The organism is Bacteroides sp. AM16-24, from assembly GCF_003471885.1.
Taxonomy (GTDB): Bacteria; Bacteroidota; Bacteroidia; order Bacteroidales; family Bacteroidaceae; genus Bacteroides.
In genome coordinates, this window is the sequence record NZ_QRKI01000007.1 from 209672 (window position 1) to 228846 (window position 19175).

At 44.0% G+C, this 19175-nt stretch carries 13 protein-coding genes; 5 read left to right on the plus strand and 8 right to left on the minus strand.

The annotated features are described in order from the left end of the window. The first annotated feature begins 63 nt into the window (after positions 1–63). Positions 64–411: a cupin domain-containing protein gene (locus DW182_RS10695; protein WP_115502660.1), complete on the plus strand. Its 348-nt coding sequence runs from the start codon at positions 64–66 to the stop codon at positions 409–411. A 91-nt stretch (positions 412–502) separates the two neighbouring features. Here the strand turns inward: DW182_RS10695 and DW182_RS10700 are convergent, their stop codons facing one another. Then, on the minus strand, positions 503–1471 hold the full coding sequence (locus tag DW182_RS10700; protein WP_118295504.1) for a pectinesterase family protein: 969 nt from the start codon (positions 1469–1471) through the stop codon (positions 503–505). Positions 1472–1475: 4 nt separating this feature from the next. Continuing rightward, positions 1476–2696, minus strand: a complete 1221-nt coding sequence (locus tag DW182_RS10705; RefSeq protein ID WP_118295505.1) for a glycoside hydrolase family 105 protein — start codon at positions 2694–2696, stop codon at positions 1476–1478. Between the two features lie 301 nt (positions 2697–2997). Here DW182_RS10705 and DW182_RS10710 point away from each other — a divergent pair, with 301 nt between their 5' ends. Continuing rightward, positions 2998–4515, plus strand: a complete 1518-nt coding sequence (locus tag DW182_RS10710; RefSeq protein ID WP_007666923.1) for an MFS transporter — start codon at positions 2998–3000, stop codon at positions 4513–4515. Positions 4516–4906: 391 nt separating this feature from the next. Here DW182_RS10710 and DW182_RS10715 read toward each other — a convergent pair whose 3' ends face one another. The 6 genes from DW182_RS10715 to DW182_RS10740 all read right to left on the minus strand — a co-directional run bounded on the left by DW182_RS10715 (position 4907) and on the right by DW182_RS10740 (position 13780). Continuing rightward, positions 4907–8299: a DEAD/DEAH box helicase gene (locus DW182_RS10715; protein WP_118295506.1), complete on the minus strand. Its 3393-nt coding sequence runs from the start codon at positions 8297–8299 to the stop codon at positions 4907–4909. Next, positions 8299–9120, minus strand: coding sequence for a twin-arginine translocase subunit TatC (gene tatC, locus DW182_RS10720; protein ID WP_007666927.1), 822 nt, complete (start codon positions 9118–9120; stop codon positions 8299–8301). The genes DW182_RS10715 and tatC overlap by 1 nt, the downstream gene beginning before the upstream one ends. Positions 9121–9218: 98 nt before the next feature. After that, positions 9219–9434 (minus strand): twin-arginine translocase TatA/TatE family subunit, encoded by a 216-nt coding sequence (locus DW182_RS10725; protein WP_021968070.1) that lies wholly within the window; start codon positions 9432–9434, stop codon positions 9219–9221. A 100-nt stretch (positions 9435–9534) separates the two neighbouring features. Beyond that, positions 9535–12072 carry a bifunctional UDP-N-acetylmuramoyl-tripeptide:D-alanyl-D-alanine ligase/alanine racemase gene (locus DW182_RS10730; RefSeq protein ID WP_118295507.1) on the minus strand — a complete coding sequence of 846 codons (2538 nt, stop codon included), beginning with the start codon at positions 12070–12072 and terminating at the stop codon, positions 9535–9537. Further along, positions 12048–13037, minus strand: a complete 990-nt coding sequence (locus DW182_RS10735; protein WP_021968072.1) for a GSCFA domain-containing protein — start codon at positions 13035–13037, stop codon at positions 12048–12050. Before DW182_RS10735 ends, DW182_RS10730 begins: the two co-directional genes overlap by 25 nt. A 20-nt stretch (positions 13038–13057) precedes the next feature. Continuing rightward, positions 13058–13780, minus strand: a complete 723-nt coding sequence (locus DW182_RS10740; RefSeq protein WP_118295508.1) for a helix-turn-helix domain-containing protein — start codon at positions 13778–13780, stop codon at positions 13058–13060. 596 nt (positions 13781–14376) lie between these two features. Here DW182_RS10740 and dxs point away from each other — a divergent pair. From dxs to DW182_RS10755, 3 genes are read left to right on the plus strand one after another with little or no spacing between them, the layout of a single operon-like run. Then, complete coding sequence (gene dxs, locus DW182_RS10745; RefSeq protein WP_118295535.1) at positions 14377–16281, plus strand: 1-deoxy-D-xylulose-5-phosphate synthase; 1905 nt, start codon at positions 14377–14379, stop codon at positions 16279–16281. Beyond that, on the plus strand, positions 16278–17618 hold the full coding sequence (gene trkA, locus DW182_RS10750) for a Trk system potassium transporter TrkA (protein ID WP_021968075.1): 1341 nt from the start codon (positions 16278–16280) through the stop codon (positions 17616–17618). The genes dxs and trkA overlap by 4 nt, the downstream gene beginning before the upstream one ends. Positions 17619–17623: 5 nt before the next feature. Continuing rightward, a complete protein-coding gene (locus DW182_RS10755) occupies positions 17624–19075 on the plus strand; it encodes a TrkH family potassium uptake protein (RefSeq protein ID WP_021968076.1) in 1452 nt (483 codons plus the stop codon). The last annotated feature ends 100 nt before the right edge of the window (positions 19076–19175 follow it).

Consider the following 19175-nt stretch of genomic DNA (forward strand, 5'->3'; position numbering starts at 1 on the left):
ATCGGTAGAAAAATTAATATTAATCGTATATTTGCCGGTAAAATAATCAATCTGACTGGCAAAATGGAAAAGACAAGAAGCAACACCTTCATTCTTGAAAAAGAAATAGTATGGGAACCTGCAGGTGAAGGAGTGGTACGCCAAATCATGGGTTACGATGGACAAGTGATGCTTGTAAAAGTGAAATTCGAGCAAGGAGCTGTCGGTACACCACATACTCACTATCATACACAAACCACTTATGTGGCAAGCGGTAAATTTGAATTTACCGTAAATGGTGAAAAACAAATTGTAGAAACCGGAGACGGTGTTTACATCGAACCGGATGCAGTACATGGCTGTGTATGCCTTGAGGCTGGTATCCTGATAGACTGTTTCAGCCCCATGAGAGCAGATTTTCTAAAGCGCTAAATCCTGTCTGCAAGAAATTAACTTCTTGCGAACAAAAAGTTAACTTCCTGTCGACAAGGAATTAAGTTCTTGCAGGCAGGAAGTTAAGTTGTTATTTTGCAGGTTTCCAATCACTACACATTTTATAGATGTAACTCAGATCATCATATCGTGCAGCTTCCTTTTTCGTCAATTGTTTCGCCCACTTCACACGATCGGCTACCGGAGCACCTTCTCCCGTACTTCCATATTCAGCATAACGGGCGGTCTTCTCATTTTCTACATTTCCCCAGTTATGCCAACCTTCGGGACGGATATGTTTGCCCATTTCGCAATTGATAAATACGGTAGCGGCATACGGACGCCAGGGACGTCCCAGATATACCTTATCCACACCGGGGTCGGCAGTCAGCCGGCAGTTCTTGAAAACATATCCCACCGCAATATCTTTAGGCGTAGAAGCTGCCGTTACGTATGAATTGGTTTTACTCCGTATCTCACAGTTCTCAAACAATGCGGTAGAAGGACCAAATATAAAATCGGTAGTGCCATCAATATAGCAATCTACAAAATAGAGCCGTGTACCGGCAGCACCTGTATAAATAGTATCCTGATTACCCAAAATACGGCAGTTTATGAATACCAGTTTATCACCTTCCGTATGGAGTGCCACGGCTTGTCCCAGCCTGGCGGCATTATTTTCTATAGTCAGATTCCTGAAAGTTATGCTATTCCCCTCCACTTTCAGTGTGTAAGTGCGAAAAGTACCCATTTTATTAATATTGGCGTGATCATCATACGTGATAATCGTGTTTTCCACACTTTCACCAATGAATTCCACATTCTGCAACCAAGAAGGGATAACCACTTTTTCTTTATAAGTACCATTCTTTACCAGTACCGTCACTTTATAATCCATAAAAGCCCGAATACCTTCCATAGCTTCCGTCAAGGTGCGATAGTCTCCCGAGCCATCGCGAGATACAACAATCGTATCCTTCCATTGCGTCTGTGCCGACAATGGGATGATCCCTACCAAGAGAAAAACTATACCGCATAAATAATAAGCCAGTCGTTTCATTGTCCTATTTTTGATTAACGATTTCTTTTACTTGCTGCAAACGTTCCCATTCCAAACTTGCCATGATAAATGGACCTACTGCTTTGGGATCATTGCTACGGATTGTCTCATTTATATAATAGGTGTAATCGCCCATACGGTAATTCTTACCGCCTAATCCGGCAACTGCACAAGCTTTCGTAATAGTTACCACACCATCTTTATCTACTTCGATGAAGTTATCGAGAATGCCCTGGTAGCCTTTGAGAGCTACTTTTAGATATGACTTATCAATATATCCTTTACGAACCGCCTTAAACAAAGCATAAACAAACATAGTAGAACAAGAAGACTCCAAATAGTTTCCCTTCTCACCGCTTTTATCCAGTACCTGATACCACAGTCCTGTCTTCGGATCCTGTATACGCTTCACCTGTGCAGCAATATTGTTCAAGATAACCAGCATGGAATCACGACCAGCTTCATGTTTCGGAATAAAATCCAACGCATCTACAAATGCCATTGCATACCAGCCCATAGCACGTCCCCAGCTATGTTGAGACTGTCCGGTGACAGGATCTGCCCAACGTTCCTTGCGACTGACGTCACAGGCATGACGGTAAAGACCGTTCTTGGGGTCATAAGTATGGCGGGCTACTGTAATAAACTGATTGACAATATCCTGATAATCCTGTACACGGTTGTTACGAAAAGCATATTCGGCATAGAAAGGTGCTCCCATATAAATGCCATCCAGCCACATCTGATTGGGATAAACTTTCTTATGCCAGAAACCTCCATCCTCATTGCGTGGATGGGTATCGAGCTGGCTACGCAACAGGTCTATAGCTTTCTTATATTTCTCATCTTTCGTCTGTTCATAAATACGAAACAGGAATTTACCAGAGTTCAGACGGTCAATGTTATATTCATGCAATTTATAAGTCTCGATGCTTCCATCATTGTGTATCATTGTGTCTGCGTAAGCCAACGCATAGTCGAATATCTTTTTATCTCCATAAGTATCATACACATCCAACATAGCCTGCAATTCCAGTCCATGACAATAGTCCCATTTCAATTTGGGTTGGAAATCCAACTGCCAGGATTCTGGGCAACGAATCATCTCTGACTCTACCATACGCACCGACCAGGGTTGCTTATCACTAACTTTCTGGGCGGACAACTGGGCAGAGCAAATTAGCGCTCCCATCACAAAAGTTTTACAAAGTAGATTATTCATCATTCTATTCTTGTTTTTAGGTATATAGATTATATTAAGTAATGTGACAAAGATAGCGGTTCTCACCTAAAACGTTGTGTACTTTTCGACCGAAATGGTGCATTATTTATTTTCGTCCTCTACAATCTTATTTTTTCGTGTACGAGAACGAGCAATTTCGTGCGCGATAACGAGTTTTTTTGCCATTTATTTGCATTTCGAACAAAAATTGCAGGAAATTAGACGAAAAAAGTATTGATATACATCAAATAATGTGTATTTTTGGCCCCAGAAATAAGAATTAATAATTTTAAATCAACGTATCATGAGTTTAAATCAAAATGCAGTGGGAAAGATGACCAACTACAGGTGGACCATCTGTGCCATGTTATTTTTTGCGACAACAGTAAACTACCTTGACCGCCAAGTGCTGTCATTGACGTGGGATGAATTTATCAAACCCGAATTCCATTGGGACGAATCACACTATGGAACAATCACTTCTGTTTTCTCTATTGTTTATGCAGTCTGCATGTTGTTTGCAGGTCGCTTCATCGACTGGATGGGAACTAAGAAAGGATTTCTTTGGGCTATCGGTGTATGGTCGGCAGGTGCCTGTCTCCACGCTTTCTGTGGTATCGTAACCGAGCACTTCGTAGGTCTGCACAGTGCAGCCGAATTAATGGGTGCTACCGGTGATGTTGTGGTAACCATTGCTACAATTAGTATGTACTGCTTCCTTGCAGCCCGTTGCGTATTGGCACTCGGTGAGGCCGGTAACTTCCCTGCGGCTATCAAAGTAACTGCCGAGTATTTCCCTAAGAAAGACCGTGCGTATGCTACTTCAATCTTTAATGCCGGTGCTTCTATCGGTGCTTTGGTTGCTCCGTTGACTATTCCTTTGCTGGCTAAAGCATGGGGTTGGGAAATGGCTTTCATTGTAATTGGTGGTCTCGGCTTTATCTGGATGGGCTTCTGGGTATTCATGTACTCTAAACCTTCAGAAAGCAAACACGTAAACAAAGCCGAACTGGAATATATCGAACAGGACAAGCATGAAGAAGGTGCTGCTCCGGTAGTAGAAGAAAAAGACGAAAAGAAGATGAAATTCTGGCAATGCTTTAGCTATAAACAAACCTGGGCATTCGCTTTCGGTAAATTTATGACTGACGGTGTATGGTGGTTCTTCCTATTCTGGACTCCTTCCTATCTGAATACTCAATTTGGCATCAAAACTTCCGAGGGATTGGGTATTGCACTGATCTTTACCCTATATGCCATTACGATGCTTTCAATCTATGGTGGTAAATTACCTACTATCATCATCAACAGAACCGGTTTGAACCCGTATGCAGCACGTATGCGTGCTATGTTGATTTTCGCATTCTTCCCGCTGGTAGTACTGTTGGCACAACCTCTGGGCACTATCTCTCCATGGTTGCCGGTTATCATGATCGGTATCGGTGGTGCAGCTCACCAATCCTGGTCTGCTAATATCTTCTCTACTGTAAGTGATATGTTCCCAAGAGCAGCTATTGCAAGTATCACGGGTATTGGTGGTATGGCCGGTGGTTTCGGTTCAATGATTCTGCAGAAAGTAGCAGGTAATCTCTTCGTATATTCATCAGGAAGTACAATAGTAGATGGAAAAGAAGTAGAAATGACTCATGATTTGCTGGAACAAGGTGCACAGTTTGTACGTCCTGCCATGGAATTTATGGGCTTCTCCGGTAAACCTGCAGGATACTTCATTATTTTCTGTGTATGTGCGGTGGCTTACCTGATCGGTTGGATTGTAATGAAGGCTTTGGTACCTAAATACAAACCTATCGTACTGGAATAATAATATTATAAGTTTATAATAGAATAAACAATGAAAAAGGTGCTCAGCGATGGGCACCTTTTTTAGTATAATATAAAAAGTATGGGCACAAAAAAAGCCCCTTCTCACGAAGCGACTCTCTTCTGCACTCTCCCGCCAAAACTACACAAACCTCAGTGCCCACTTTAGCAAATTACACCTCCAAACGGTTCACGAGAAATACAGGAGCGCAAAACTTTAAGATGAAAAAAAGGGAAGTCTCACGACTTCCACAATTCTTCTAACCTTAAATCTAAATCTCTATGAAAAAAACGTTCGGCAAATATAGGGGTTTATTCCATTCAGAGATATTAATAAAAGATATAAAGAATTGAGGAACATTTAAGATTTACTAAATGGAATTGGTAAAGCTTTATAAAACCGTATCGAGCAGATCGGCGTAGATAGGATTTTGTCGTAACAAGTGAGGCACCCCTGTCATAAATAGCTGCTTGCGAGCACGAGTGAGCGCAACGTTTAGTTTCCGGTCAATCCAGACTCCTTTTTCTTCCGTAAGATTGGCAAGAAATTTCAGTTGATAAGTGCGGTTTACACAGAAAGAATAAATAATCACATCCCTCTCACTCCCCTGGAAACGTTCTACGGTGTCCACCAGAATATCATTCAAAACAGGAATTCCCAAAGCAGCTATTTCTCTCTTTATAAGGGCTATCTGGCTACGATAAGGAGTGATAACGCCTAAAGTCAAAGCAGAATTAAACCCAGAATTGCTTGCTTCATACTGTCGGTAAACGGAAGCGGCCAACCGCGCTGTAAGTCGTGCTTCGAAATGGTTAATCTTCGCTGATTGTGAAGGAGTCTCCGGCACCGAGGGAAGAAAAGCTACCCGATGCACTAATATATCAGCAAATTCATCACTCTCCAGCCCCGGAGCAAGCACAAGTTTACCTTGCTGGTGCGGCAAACCGACAGCTTCCAGTAATCCGCCGTAAAAAGCACGATTAGGGAACTGAGCTACTTCCACATTCATACGTCCCTGCCGGCAAAGCATATCGTAAAAACGCTGAGTAGTTGGTGACGAGTGATCGGCAGAGACTGTACGATAGAGACGTTCGAACAGAGAATCTTTCAAGTTATACAAACCGATACTCTGCAAACATTCTTCACATACTTCAGATTGCGATTCGGATTGAAGAACAACGGCAGGCAATTGCTTATGATCACCGATAAGAATAAACTTGCCGATGGCATTGTTGCCAGCCACATCTCTTGCACAAAGAAGCCCTAACAATTGTGGTTCCAATATCTGGGTAGCCTCATCCACAATAGCCACATCAAAAGTCTTCAGACGAAACATATCCGTTTTAGATGAGAAGGTAGCAACAGTACCAACGAAAACACGACAACCTTCTATGCATGCGTGTACTTCACGACGTGTAGAACAGGCTTCCAGCACATTCTCTATTAATCGGGAACGGAAAGGAGGATCGCAAGAGAGCTCACTTCCGATACGAATAAAATCAATCTCAGGCGTTATTACAGAAAGGGTTTTGCAGATCTCATCCACTGCACGATTTGTATATGAAAGTAACAATATCTGTTTCCCTTCACGATAGAAAGCTTCTACCATACCACGCAAAGCACGGGAAGTCTTTCCGGTGCCCGGAGGACCTATCAAAAGAAAATAATCCCTGGCTGCTTGTGCCTTCAGGGTAATGCGGGAAAAATCATTGGAAGCGGCTGCAATACGGGCATCAAAAGAAGTATCAAATTCCGGTTCACGCTGAGACAGCAATAAGTCCCGGCGATCCTTGTTAGCGGAAAGGAAAGCGGAAAGTCCCAGATACATGCTGCGGAAAGAAGTATCCATATAATCATGCTCTATGGCATAGTGACTCTCCAGAGGAAGCACAGAAGCATTTTGCTGCGAAGCACGAAGACGTATACGGATATCCCGGTCGGTGATTCGCTCTATATTCCCTTTGAATACCATCTTATTGGTTACATTGTCCGTATCTTGATTGCGTTGATAGAGGACAATGGCGTCACCCTCACGGAAATTCGGTAAAACTTGCAGAGATAAATCATTAACCGGACGTGCCAATACAAGATATGCCTTATGTATATCTGCCGCATGATTCTCTGTGATCGTCAGATCATATAGTATCTCCCCCGCCTCACGCTTTTCTTCAAGTGTGGAAAGCCACAAAGCAGCAGCTCCTGCACGCCCTTCATAATCAATATCACCTGATTTTGAAGTGTACAATTCCTTGGTTATAAAATTGTAGAGTGTATAGAAGTAACATTGTTCCAATGCAGTAAGCATCCGGATACGTTGTGCCACTGCATCGATGGACGGATAAAGATAGCGTTTCCATAACGTGTTATTCAGATGACGCTCATTCAGTGTCTCTGGATTGATAGCTTTCAGGCATTCCGCTGTATAATGAGGACTGTTACGTAATTGCATGCCATATTCATTCGCCACAATCCGGTTGCGAACATCCATCACACGCCGTACCATCGCCCACGATGGACGGGCAGGATATAGCAACGGGTAACGTGTATACAGCAAATATGCCTTTACTCTGCGGTGGTCCATTTCCATAGAATATTCCAGCACTGCCTGATACAATAACATCTGTACCTTATTATTCTCTTTCGGTTCCACCTTGCCCCGGATAGAATACTCATCGGCTTTGCCCGACTTCATTTCTATAAAGGAAGACATATCGCGCTGCATATAGTCCAGACGTCCTTGCAACCCCAGTGCTTCACATATATAGGTAGGTTCCAATACTGCATCTGTTTTATCCAGTTCATAACCGGGAGTCCGGAAAGTTTCAGTCACCGTTTGACGGATATGTTCGAAGTGTCGTTTACAATCGGCAAAGAATTCCTTTTCTTTCTCCTTGTCCAGCAAATCGGCACATGCAGCCAACTCTATGGAATAAGTGCGGAAAGCCTTTTTCATGCAGGATAAATAGTCCGGCTCCTCTTTCGCATAGATCCATTCGTCCAGGAAAAGATTGGCAATATTACCGAGCAAAAGAGGACGTGTATTATCGGGAGATTGCAAACGTGCCAGCAGATAATTGGCCGGATGATGCCCGTAATCTTTAAAACACTCTGCCAGAGCACTGATATCCAACAGATAATCCGGTTCTAAAATAATAAAAGAGGGTGTCAATACACCTGCCTCATCTACAGCTACATTCAATAGATTGACCTGCGCATGGCGCCATAACAATTGACAGGTTTCTGCAAATTCCTCATTCACCTGCGGTACATTATATCGCACCCGTAACGGTTCATCAGCAACGACATCTACAGGTAATACATATAAATACGTATCATCGGCATATTGAAAACAAACACGCATCCGGCGTACCCGTTCTTTAGCAAGTGGAGAAACGATATAAGTAGCATCCGCACGGGGAAGCAAGCGGTAAAGTTCCGCCGGTATCTCCTCTCCCGTAAGCTTCTTCACAAAGAAAGTCAATGTCTTGATGTCTCTCAACAGATTCTCCCGTGAGGGTTCAGCCAAACGGTTCAGAACAGCATTGGAGGTCAGGCGAAAAGTATGTAAGCGATTTTGTTCCACAACAGACAGTCCGGCTTTTGAGGCTACAAAGCTGATACGTGCAGACAAGTCAGTCATTTGCAGACTACCGTCCGGCATTTGTGTACGACAAAGACGTTCCAGAAATTCACGAAGCTGACGGTAAGCCGTTGTTAATGGAATATTTTCATCCCGGCAGACAGTAAGTAAGAAGTAATAGTATTCCCGTACCTCTTCCTGCATTATTCCTCCTTATCTTCATCCGCCTCGTCCGTGTCAGTTTTCTTATCCTTAATCATCAGGATACTCAACTCATAGAGCAGATAAAGCGGAATGGAAACCACCGTCAGAGTGAAAGGGTCGCCGGTTGGCGTAATAATAGCTGCGACTATCACAATTATCACCAGTGCATGACGACGATACTTGCGCAGGAAAGATTTGTGCACCAATCCCAAAAGTGAAAGTAACCAAGTCACCAACGGCAATTCAAAAGCCAGTCCCATACAGAGCACCAACATCATGAAGTTATCTATGTAAGAATTTAAAGAAATCTGATTCTCGATGGCTGCACTCAGTTCGTAGGTTGAGAGAAAGCGCAACGTCAATGGATAGACCATAAAATACCCCAACAGTACACCGAGGAAAAACATCACCGTACCAATGCATAAAGCTTTCTTCACCCCACGACGCTCGTTAGGGTAAAGAGCAGGACTGATAAACCTCCAGATTTCGAAAAAGATATAAGGCGTAGCCGTCACCACCGACATCCAGAATGCGGTGGACATATGAACAAAGAACGGAGCCGCCAGATTTATATTGATCAGTTTGACATGAAACTGCTGCGTAAAGAATTCATCGTTAAGATTGAATGTTTTTCCGACATATCGCAGCACGTCGTAAAAGATGAAATCATTGTGGCAGGGTGCCAACACCACATTATCAAATAGCCACGGCATTGCAATAAAATAACCGACTGCAAATACAAACCACACGCCGAGAACGCGAAACAGTACCCGACGCAGTTCGTCCAAATGATCCCAAAAGGTTAGTTCTTTATCTGCCATACTAGTGAAATAGTTACAAGCCACGAACTACAAGCTACAAGTACCTTCGGCATGATAGCGCAGGTACTTGTAGCTCGTAGCTTGTAACCCGTAGCTTATTATTTTTTAGAAGCCGGCTCTTCTATATCCTCCTTCGCCTTATTTATTTCTTCTTTCGCCTCATTCACACCGTCCTTGAAGCTCTTCACGCCTTTACCTAATCCCTTCATCAATTCAGGTATCTTCTTACCACCAAACAACAACAGGATAAGCAAAGCGATAATGACCCATTCGGAACCGCTGGGCAGAAAGCCTAATAAAAGTAAGTTTGTCATATTCATAGTTTTTTAAATTTGTTGCAAATATAATAGTTTCACTACAGATTACACACTTTTACACGGATTAAAACGAAAAGAATAAGGGTAAAACCGAATATCAGTCCTGATAGTAAACCCTCTTCACCCGTGTAGAAACGCTTGTCAATACTTCGTAAGGAATGGTTTCAAGTACATCGGAAAGCACCGTAATGGGCAGATGATCGCCAAATATCTCTACGGTATCCCCCTCTTTACATTCAATATCCGTAACGTCTATCATGCAGACATCCATGCAGATATTACCGACATAAGGTGCACGTTGCCCATTCACCAAACAATATGCATGACCATTGCCTAAGTGACGATTTAGTCCGTCGGCATATCCGATAGGCAGTGCAGCAATACGTGAATCACGTGTCAGATGCCCTTTGCGACTATATCCAACCGTATCTTCTTCGGGTACCTCCCGTATTTGCAGGATGGTAGTTTTCAGTGTACTTACATTATTTATAATAGTATTATCGATCGGACTGATACCATACAAACCGATGCCCAGACGTACCATATCGAACTGTGCTCCAGGGAAACGCTCAATACCTGCCGAGTTGCAGATGTGACGGAGTATCTTATGCGGAAATGCTGCTTGCAACTGCATAGAGGCTGCTTCAAACATCTCTATCTGTCCACGCGTAAATGCATCAAACTGAGATGCATCACTGCCTACAAGGTGAGAGAATACAGACCGTGCAATGACAGCATTCTGGCTCTTCAACCGTTCTATAAGTCGTGGCATATCCTCGGGGGCAAAGCCCAGACGGTGCATACCCGTATCCAGTTTTATATGAATAGGGAAGTTGGTGATACCTTCTTTTTCCGCCTCCTTAATCAGTGCATCCAGCAAATGGAAGCTGTACACTTCCGGCTCCAGCTTATAATCGAACATAGTCTTGAATGCCGTCATCTCCGGATTCATAATGATAATGCTCGCCGTAATACCTGCTTTGCGCAGTTCGGAACCTTCGTCGGCCACAGCCACAGCCAGATAGTCGACATGATGTTCCTGTAGTGTCTTGGCAATCTCATACGAGCCTGCACCATACGCAGACGCTTTCACCATGCAGACCATCTTGGTTTCCGGCTTCAGTTTACTACGATAATAATTCAGGTTGGCTATCATGGCTCCGAGATTCACTTCAAGAATCGTTTCGTGTACCTTCTTCTCCAGTTCTTCCGTCAAAGCATCAAAGCCAAACTGACGGGCACCTTTTATCAATATAATTTCATTTTCCAACCGTAGCTCACCACGGGAAATAGCACGCAACAATGCTTCCGTATTAGGATAGAAAGCCTTTTCAATATCAAACCGTGCAGCACACGAAGCAATCTCATTTCCAACACCGATGATGCGCTCAATACCACGACTGTTGATCAACTGCGATACCTTCCGGTAAAGCGTCGGTGCATTCTGGCCCGTTTCCAGTATATCAGAAAGAATGAGTGTACGCTTCAACCCATTGCTTTGCGAGCGACGGTAGAGGAAATCAAGCGCAATGTCCAATGAAGCGAGATCACTGTTATAACTATCATTAATCAATAAGCAACCGTTTTTGCCCTCCTTCACTTCCAAACGCATAGCCACCGGTTCCAGTGTCGTCATGCGCTCCGTAATTTTTTCAGCAGGAAGCATTAGGTAAAGACAGGCAGCCAGGCAGTTCAGCGAATTCTCAATAGAAGCATCGTCAATAAAAGGCAGCATAAAAGTATTATCCATTTCCAGATAACGGTAAGAGATGACGGTACAATCCTCCTTCTTCTCCACCTTACTTATAAACAGAGGACGCTCCATATCTTTCCGGCTCCATGCTATTTCACGGGCACTGAGCATGGACTTGGCCACGCAATTGCTGATAAACTCATCATCGCCGTTATAAATCACCACATCGCAGTTCTTAAACAGAGTCAGCTTCTCCATGCATTTCTCTTGCAGAGAAAAGAAGTTTTCCTGATGAGCACCACCAATATTAGTCAGTATGCCAATGGTTGGCTTGATAATATTCTGTAAGGCACGCATTTCTCCCATCTCAGAAATACCAGCCTCGAAAATAGCAAGCTCAGACTGTTCGTTCATCTGCCAGACAGACAGAGGCACCCCGATCTGAGAATTATAACTGCGAGGCGAACGGACAATTACCCGTTCGGGACTAAGCAACTGATGAAGCCACTCTTTCACAATAGTCTTTCCATTACTGCCTGTAATGCCAATCACAGGAATCTGGAATTGCTCACGATGTTGCTCCGCCAATTTCTGCAAAGCTTTCAACGGATTGGCAACCACTAAAAAATTGACAGTTGACAATTGACAATTGACAATGGGCTGCGCGCTATCACGCTGCATAGAATTGTCAATTGTCAATTGCCCATTTTCAATTGCTTTGTAGGTTTCTTTGCTAACCACAAAGTTACGGACGCCACGTGAATATAAATCAGGGATATAGCGGGCACCATCATTGCGCTTGGTAGTTAAGGCAAAGAACAAAGTTTCTTCGGGGAAACTCAAGGAACGGCTATCGGTAAGTAACCAGTCTATAGTTGCCGGCGTGTCCCCCACACGTCGTGCACCAATGCGTTCGGCTATTGTTTCAATCGTATATGACATATTTCTTTCTCGTTTTGGAAATCTAAGTACGGGTATTTTTGGTTAAGTCGATCTATTTTTAACACAATTTGTCCTAAAAAACGCTTATACTCCTCTGACTCCGGATGAAAGGGCTTATGAGATAGCGCTTTATTGATATTTTCACTTTCCTGCATAATCTCTAACGCATCTTCCGAGAAGCAAGTCTGCACAAACTTCTCCCATACATAGCGTACCGCCTGGGGGGACGGATGCACCATATCGTCAGCATAAAAACGATAGTCGCGAAGCTCGTCAAGCAAGAGTTCATAAGCCGGAAAATAAGAGACATGTTCGGGAAAAGAAGCCTGCAACTGGTCGATGGCAAGCAAAAGCGTAGCTTTACTCAATTGATTGGCATGCATTCCATCGCGTATGTGTCGTATAGGACTAACGGTAAGAATCACTTTCAGCTTCGGGTTCCGGGCAATCAAACCGGAGAAAAGGGAAATATAGTCGGATACAATCTCCTGCACACTGAGTCTGCGACGAATAAAGACAGATTCCGGTTGCTTGTGGCAGTTTGCAACCACATGCCCCGTAATCTTCTGTTCGTACACCCAGGATGTACCAAAAGTCAACATCAGACAATCCAGTTGATGAATGCATTCGTGTGCTGCCAGCAAACGGGCATTAATGCGCTGCAAAGTTTCCTCCATTGAAGGTGAAGAAAAATCTCCATGATGCATGGGGCTGTGCCAGCATTCGCGGAAGAAAAACAAATCTTCTTCCTTATATGCCTTACCTGCCACCACCTCACGCAAGGCAGCCGAAATGGACAAGGGATTATAAAGAACCCCAAATGGATTTATATCCGGATGGAATTTAGCATCCACGAGTAAGCTCCCCATGTTGGTAGCAAAACAAGACCCCATCAACAGGAGGTTATCTGCCTGTACAAGAGGTGGCAAACCGGAAGGCAACCCAACGGGAGTAAAGAAATCCATAGATTATGAAAATTAGTATTTTACATCATCATATTCTTCCGGATCGAAAACTTCACAATTGCCATTGCCTGGATAGCTGCAAACGGCACATCCATCGGTTCATGATGCGGATTATAGCTCACCAGCTTAATGCAACCGTCTATTTCCGAACGGTTCACATACTTCACTGCCAAATATTCATCTCCATCAATATTGAATGAAACCAAGTACATCTCACCATAAATGACATTGCTAAAGCTACTGATTTCTTTAAAGCCTACGATATCTCCTGATTTCAGAATGGGATACATACTATCTCCACTGATATAGAGGGCGCCATCACACAAGGGAATGCTGGGAATCTGTATCTTACCTACTACATATTGATGTTTGTTGGCAAGCAGTGTTTTTAGATTGGCGGCAGCAGTGATATCATAAAGTGCTACACTACGATCACCCACCGGATCTGGAGTTTTGGGATTGTGGACGATCTCAACTTCTCCCCTCGCGTACTCGCTATTGCATAATTTTGCCTGATATACAGGACTTCCTTTTCCCAACAATAGCCAGTTGTAGTCTACGTCTTTCATCTTGCTCAGCAGCAACGGAAAGTCAGTACTGTTACGCGCAATCCAGTTACTAAGTGTGGAACGCGAAACGCCCAGGTAAGCGGCCAGATCAGCATCAGTCTTAAAGTTCAGTACACGCTTGGCGCGCTTCACTATGTCCGCTACGCTAAATAAGGATTTTTTTTCTTTCTCCATTTGATTTGTGCTAATTAAGTTCCAATGCATTTCTTGTTCGTAGATGCACACTTCTGCATTTCGTAAAATGCTAAAGCTAAGGCTGATTGTTTTCTATACGAAAACCAAGCAATGCATTGCAGCAACAAAAGTAATCAAATTGTTTTAAGAGGACAAACAAAAGCAAGGATAACTCATCCGCCAATCAAAGAATTATGGGAGTTAAGCCGCCGCATCACCACTTTTATCTCTTTTCTCTGCGACGGTTAAGGAAAATTGTAGTAGGCACTTATTCTTTCCACCATGGAGAAAGTTGCTTTCCATCACGGGGAAACTTTCTTTCCACCATGGTGGAAAGAAAAAACCTCCATGGTGGAAAGAATAAGTGTTCGGATGGAAAAAGCTAACCATTGGAAGGGAAAAAGCATAGGAATGCCTAAGAAAGGAGTTAGCTATTGCAGTTAATTCATACCTTTCGGATTATGAACAAAGTGTGATAAGGTAAAATACAGATGTATGAAGGTTAAAGAAGCAAGGATTCGCATTTTTTCCCCGAAAAGGAAATGCCCTTCCGTTTTCTTTTACTAATTTTGCAATTTGTAATCCTCAGAACAGAGATGAAGACAGAGACAGCATCATATAACTTGCTAAATTCTATTTCTGACCCGGAAGACCTGCGCAAGCTGAGTGTTGAGCAACTCCCGGAAGTCTGCAAAGAATTGCGGCAGGACATTATAAAAGAAGTTTCGTGTAACCCGGGACACTTTGCAGCCAGTCTGGGGACGGTAGAGCTAACCGTCGCCCTGCATTATGTGTTCAATACCCCCTACGACCGTATTGTGTGGGACGTAGGTCATCAAGCGTATGGTCATAAGATACTAACCGGACGCCGGGAAACATTTTCCACAAACAGGAAATTCAAAGGCATTCGTCCTTTCCCTTCTCCCGATGAAAGCGATTATGATACTTTCACCTGCGGACATGCGTCTAATTCCATCTCTGCAGCACTCGGCATGGCCGTAGCAGCAGAAGAAAAAGGAGAAAAAGATCGCCATGTGGTTGCTGTAATAGGCGACGGCAGCATGAGTGGAGGACTGGCTTTTGAAGGATTAAATAACGCCTCTGCAAGCTCCAACAATCTTCTCATTATCCTCAATGATAATGACATGGCCATCGACCGCAGCGTAGGTGGTATGAAGCAATACTTATTCAACCTGACAACTTCGAACCGTTATAACCAACTGCGTTTCAAAATATCCAAGATGTTATTCAAAGTGGGCATTCTTAATGAAGACCGCCGTAAAGCACTCATTCGTTTCGGCAATAGTCTGAAATCGATGGCTGCCCAACAACAGAACATCTTCGAGGGAATGAATATCCGTTATTTCGGTCCCATCAACGGGCATGATGTAAAGAATATCGCCCGCATCCTGCGGGATATCAAAGACATGAAAGGACCGAAAATCCTACATTTACATACGGTCAAAGGAAAAGGATTTGAACCGGCAGAAAAGGCACCGGGTATCTGGCACGCACCGGGTAAGTTTGATCCTGAAACCGGCGAACGCTTTACGGCAGACACTCACAACCTGCCCCCACTCTATCAGGATGTGTTCGGTGAAACCCTTGTGGAACTTGCCGAACAGAACCCACGCATTGTCGGTGTCACTCCCGCCATGCCTACAGGATGCTCTATGAACATGCTGATGAAGGCAATGCCCGACCGTGCCTTTGATGTAGGAATTGCTGAAGGACATGCCGCAACCTTCTCAGGAGGTATGGCAAAAGAGGGAATGCAACCGTTCTGTAATATCTATTCCTCATTCATGCAACGTGCCTATGATAACGTCATCCACGACATAGCCATACTCAAATTGCCCGTCGTACTTTGCCTGGATCGTGCCGGACTGGTAGGCGAAGACGGACCAACGCACCACGGTGTGTTCGACTTAGCTTATTTCCGTCCCATTCCCAATCTAACTATATCATCACCCATGAACGAGCATGAACTGCGCCGCCTCATGTACACGGCACAGTTGCCGGATAAAGGACCGTTCGTCATCCGCTATCCTCGCGGACGTGGTGCGCTGATAGATTGGAAATGCCCATTGGAAGAAATACCCGTCGGCAAAGGACGCAAACTAAAAGGTGGCAAAGACCTTGCTATACTCACACTTGGTCCGATAGGTAATATTGCCGCAAAGGCCATCGAACAGGCAGAAAAAGAAAAAGATATATCAATAGCACATTATGACCTGCGTTTCCTTAAGCCGCTGGACGAGGAAATGCTGCATGAAATAGGACACTCATTTTCCCGCATCATCACCATTGAAGATGGCATACGGAAAGGCGGCATGGGTAGTGCCGTTCTGGAATTTATGGCCGACAATGGATATACCCCACACGTACAACGCATAGGTGTGCCTGATACGTTTATAGAACATGGAACAGTACAGGAGTTGTATCACTTGTGTGGTATGGATGAAAAAGGGATATTAGAAAGCATAATAAAAGAGCGATGAAAATTATTATTGCCGGTGCCGGCGCAGTAGGCACACACTTGGCAAAATTGCTGTCCCGCGAAAAGCAGGACATCATATTGATGGACGACAATGAGGAAAGGTTGAGCACTCTCAGTTCTAACTTTGACTTAATGACGGTCACGGCTTCACCTACTTCCATTCAAGGGTTGAAAGAAGTGGGGGCTAAAGAGGCAGATCTCTTTATAGCCGTCACTCCCGACGAGAGCCGTAACATGACCGCATGTATGTTGGCTACCAACCTTGGTGCGAAAAAGACAGTTGCCCGCATCGACAATTACGAATACCTTCTACCCAAAAATAAAGAATTCTTCAAGAAACTGGGTGTAGATTCACTGATTTATCCGGAAATGCTTGCAGCAAAAGAAATCGTATCCTCCATACGTATGAGTTGGGTACGCCAATGGTGGGAGTTTTGTGGCGGGTCTTTGATACTGATCGGTACCAAAATGCGTGAGAAAGCGGAAATACTGGATATCCCCCTGCACCAACTTGCCGGGACGGATAAACCCTATCACGTAGTGGCCATCAAACGCGGCAACGAGACACTTATTCCGCGTGGTGACGATGTAATTAAACTACATGATATTGTTTATTTCACCACCACCCGCAAATATGTACCCTATATACGCAAGATAGCCGGTAAGGAAGATTATGCCGATGTACGTAACGTAATGATCATGGGTGGAAGCCGCATTGCCGTGCGAACCGCGCAATATGTGCCCGACTATATGCAGGTAAAGATCATAGACAACGATCTGAACCGTTGCAACCGTCTGACGGAGATTCTCGATGATAAAGTTATGATTATCAATGGCGATGGTCGTGATATGGACTTACTGATTGAAGAAGGTCTGAAAAATACGGAAGCTTTCGTAGCACTGACGGACAACTCGGAAACGAATATTCTCTCCTGCCTTGCAGCCAAACGTATGGGCGTCAGCAAAACAGTGGCAGAAGTAGAAAATATAGATTATATAGGCATGGCGGAAAGCCTCGATATCGGTACGGTGATCAACAAGAAAATGATCACCGCCAGCCACATCTACCAAATGATGCTGGATGCTGACGTCAGCAATGTAAAATGCCTTACTTTTGCCAATGCCGACGTTGCGGAATTTACCGTGAAGGCCGATTCAAAAATCACCAGACATCAAGTGAAAGACCTCGGTTTGCCCAAGGGAGCTACCATCGGTGGATTAATCCGCCAAGGTGAAGGTGTGGTAGTAACCGGTAATACCCAAATAATACCGGGAGACCACGTAGTAGTGTTCTGCCTGAATATGATGATTAAAAAGATTGAGAAATTCTTTAATTAAGCGACGTGATTAACTTTAAGACAGTAATACGGATTATCGGTATTCTCCTGTTGCTTGAAACAGTGATGCTGCTAGCCTGTTCCGGTGTTTCGTTCTATTATCAGGACGAAGCATTGGTAGATTTCTGGGTATCGGCAGGTATCACAGCAGGCGCGGGATTGCTTCTGGCAGCCATGGGCAAGGGAGGAGATCGCCAACTAACACGCAGGGACGGATATGTACTCGTCAGCTTTGCGTGGATAGCATTCTCACTTTTCGGCATGCTGCCATTTTATATCAGCGGATATATACCGAGCATCACCAACGCTTTCTTTGAAACAATGTCCGGCTTCAGCAGTACGGGCGCCACCATATTGGATGACATAGAATCACTGCCCCATGGACTTCTCTTCTGGCGCAGTATGACCCAGTGGATAGGCGGTTTGGGGATTATCATGTTTACCATTGCCATCCTTCCGATATTCGGTGTCAGTGGTTTGCAGGTCTTTGCAGCCGAAGCCAGCGGACCGACACACGATAAAGTACATCCGCGTATAGGCATTACCGCCAAATGGATTTGGAGTATCTATGCAGGCATTACGTGTATTCTTGTCGCCTTACTGATGCTGGGCGGAATGGATTGGTTCGACAGTGTTTGCCACGCATTTGCCACTACCGGCACAGGTGGTTTCTCCACCAAACAAGCCAGTGTGGCTTATTATCAGTCTCCCTATATTGAATATGTAATATCCATCTTCATGTTTATATCCGGCATCAACTTTACGTTATTGTTATTTTTCGTCAACCGGAAATTCAAGAAAGTTATTCATGATGCTGAGTTGAAATGGTATTTCTGGTCGGTAATACTGTTCACCGGCTTAATCGCTGTCATACTCTTCTATTCCAAGCCCATGGGAATGGAAGATGCCTTCCGTAAATCACTGTTCCAGGTTATCTCGCTGCACACCTCTACCGGTTTTGCTACAGATGACTACATGTTATGGCCCGCTGTAACATGGGGATTACTAACCATTGTTATGCTGATGGGAGCCTGTGCAGGAAGCACGACAGGTGGTCTCAAATGTATCCGCATGGTTATTCTCGGCAAAGTAGCGCGTAATGAATTCAAACATATTCTCCATCCGAATGCAGTGTTACCGGTCAGGATTAACAAACAGGTTATTTCACCTTCCGTACAATCTACCGTACTGGCATTCTGCTTTATATATGCAGTTATTATTATCATTAGTGTACTGATCATGATGGGACTGGGTATCGGTTTTGTAGAATCTGTGGGTTGCGTAGTATCCAGTATCGGTAATATGGGTCCCGGATTGGGTGAGACAGGTCCTGCCTTCTCATGGAATGCATTGCCCGATATAGCAAAATGGTTATTAGCTTTCCTCATGCTTCTGGGGCGTCTGGAATTATTCACCGTATTACTGCTTTTTACCCCGGAATTCTGGAGAAGAAGTTGATATAAGGCAAAAAAGTGCTAAAAACAAAGTACTTTGCCATCTCTATATAACAAAATAGCCAATATTTGTTATACATTTGCAGCCGAATGAAAAAAGTAGT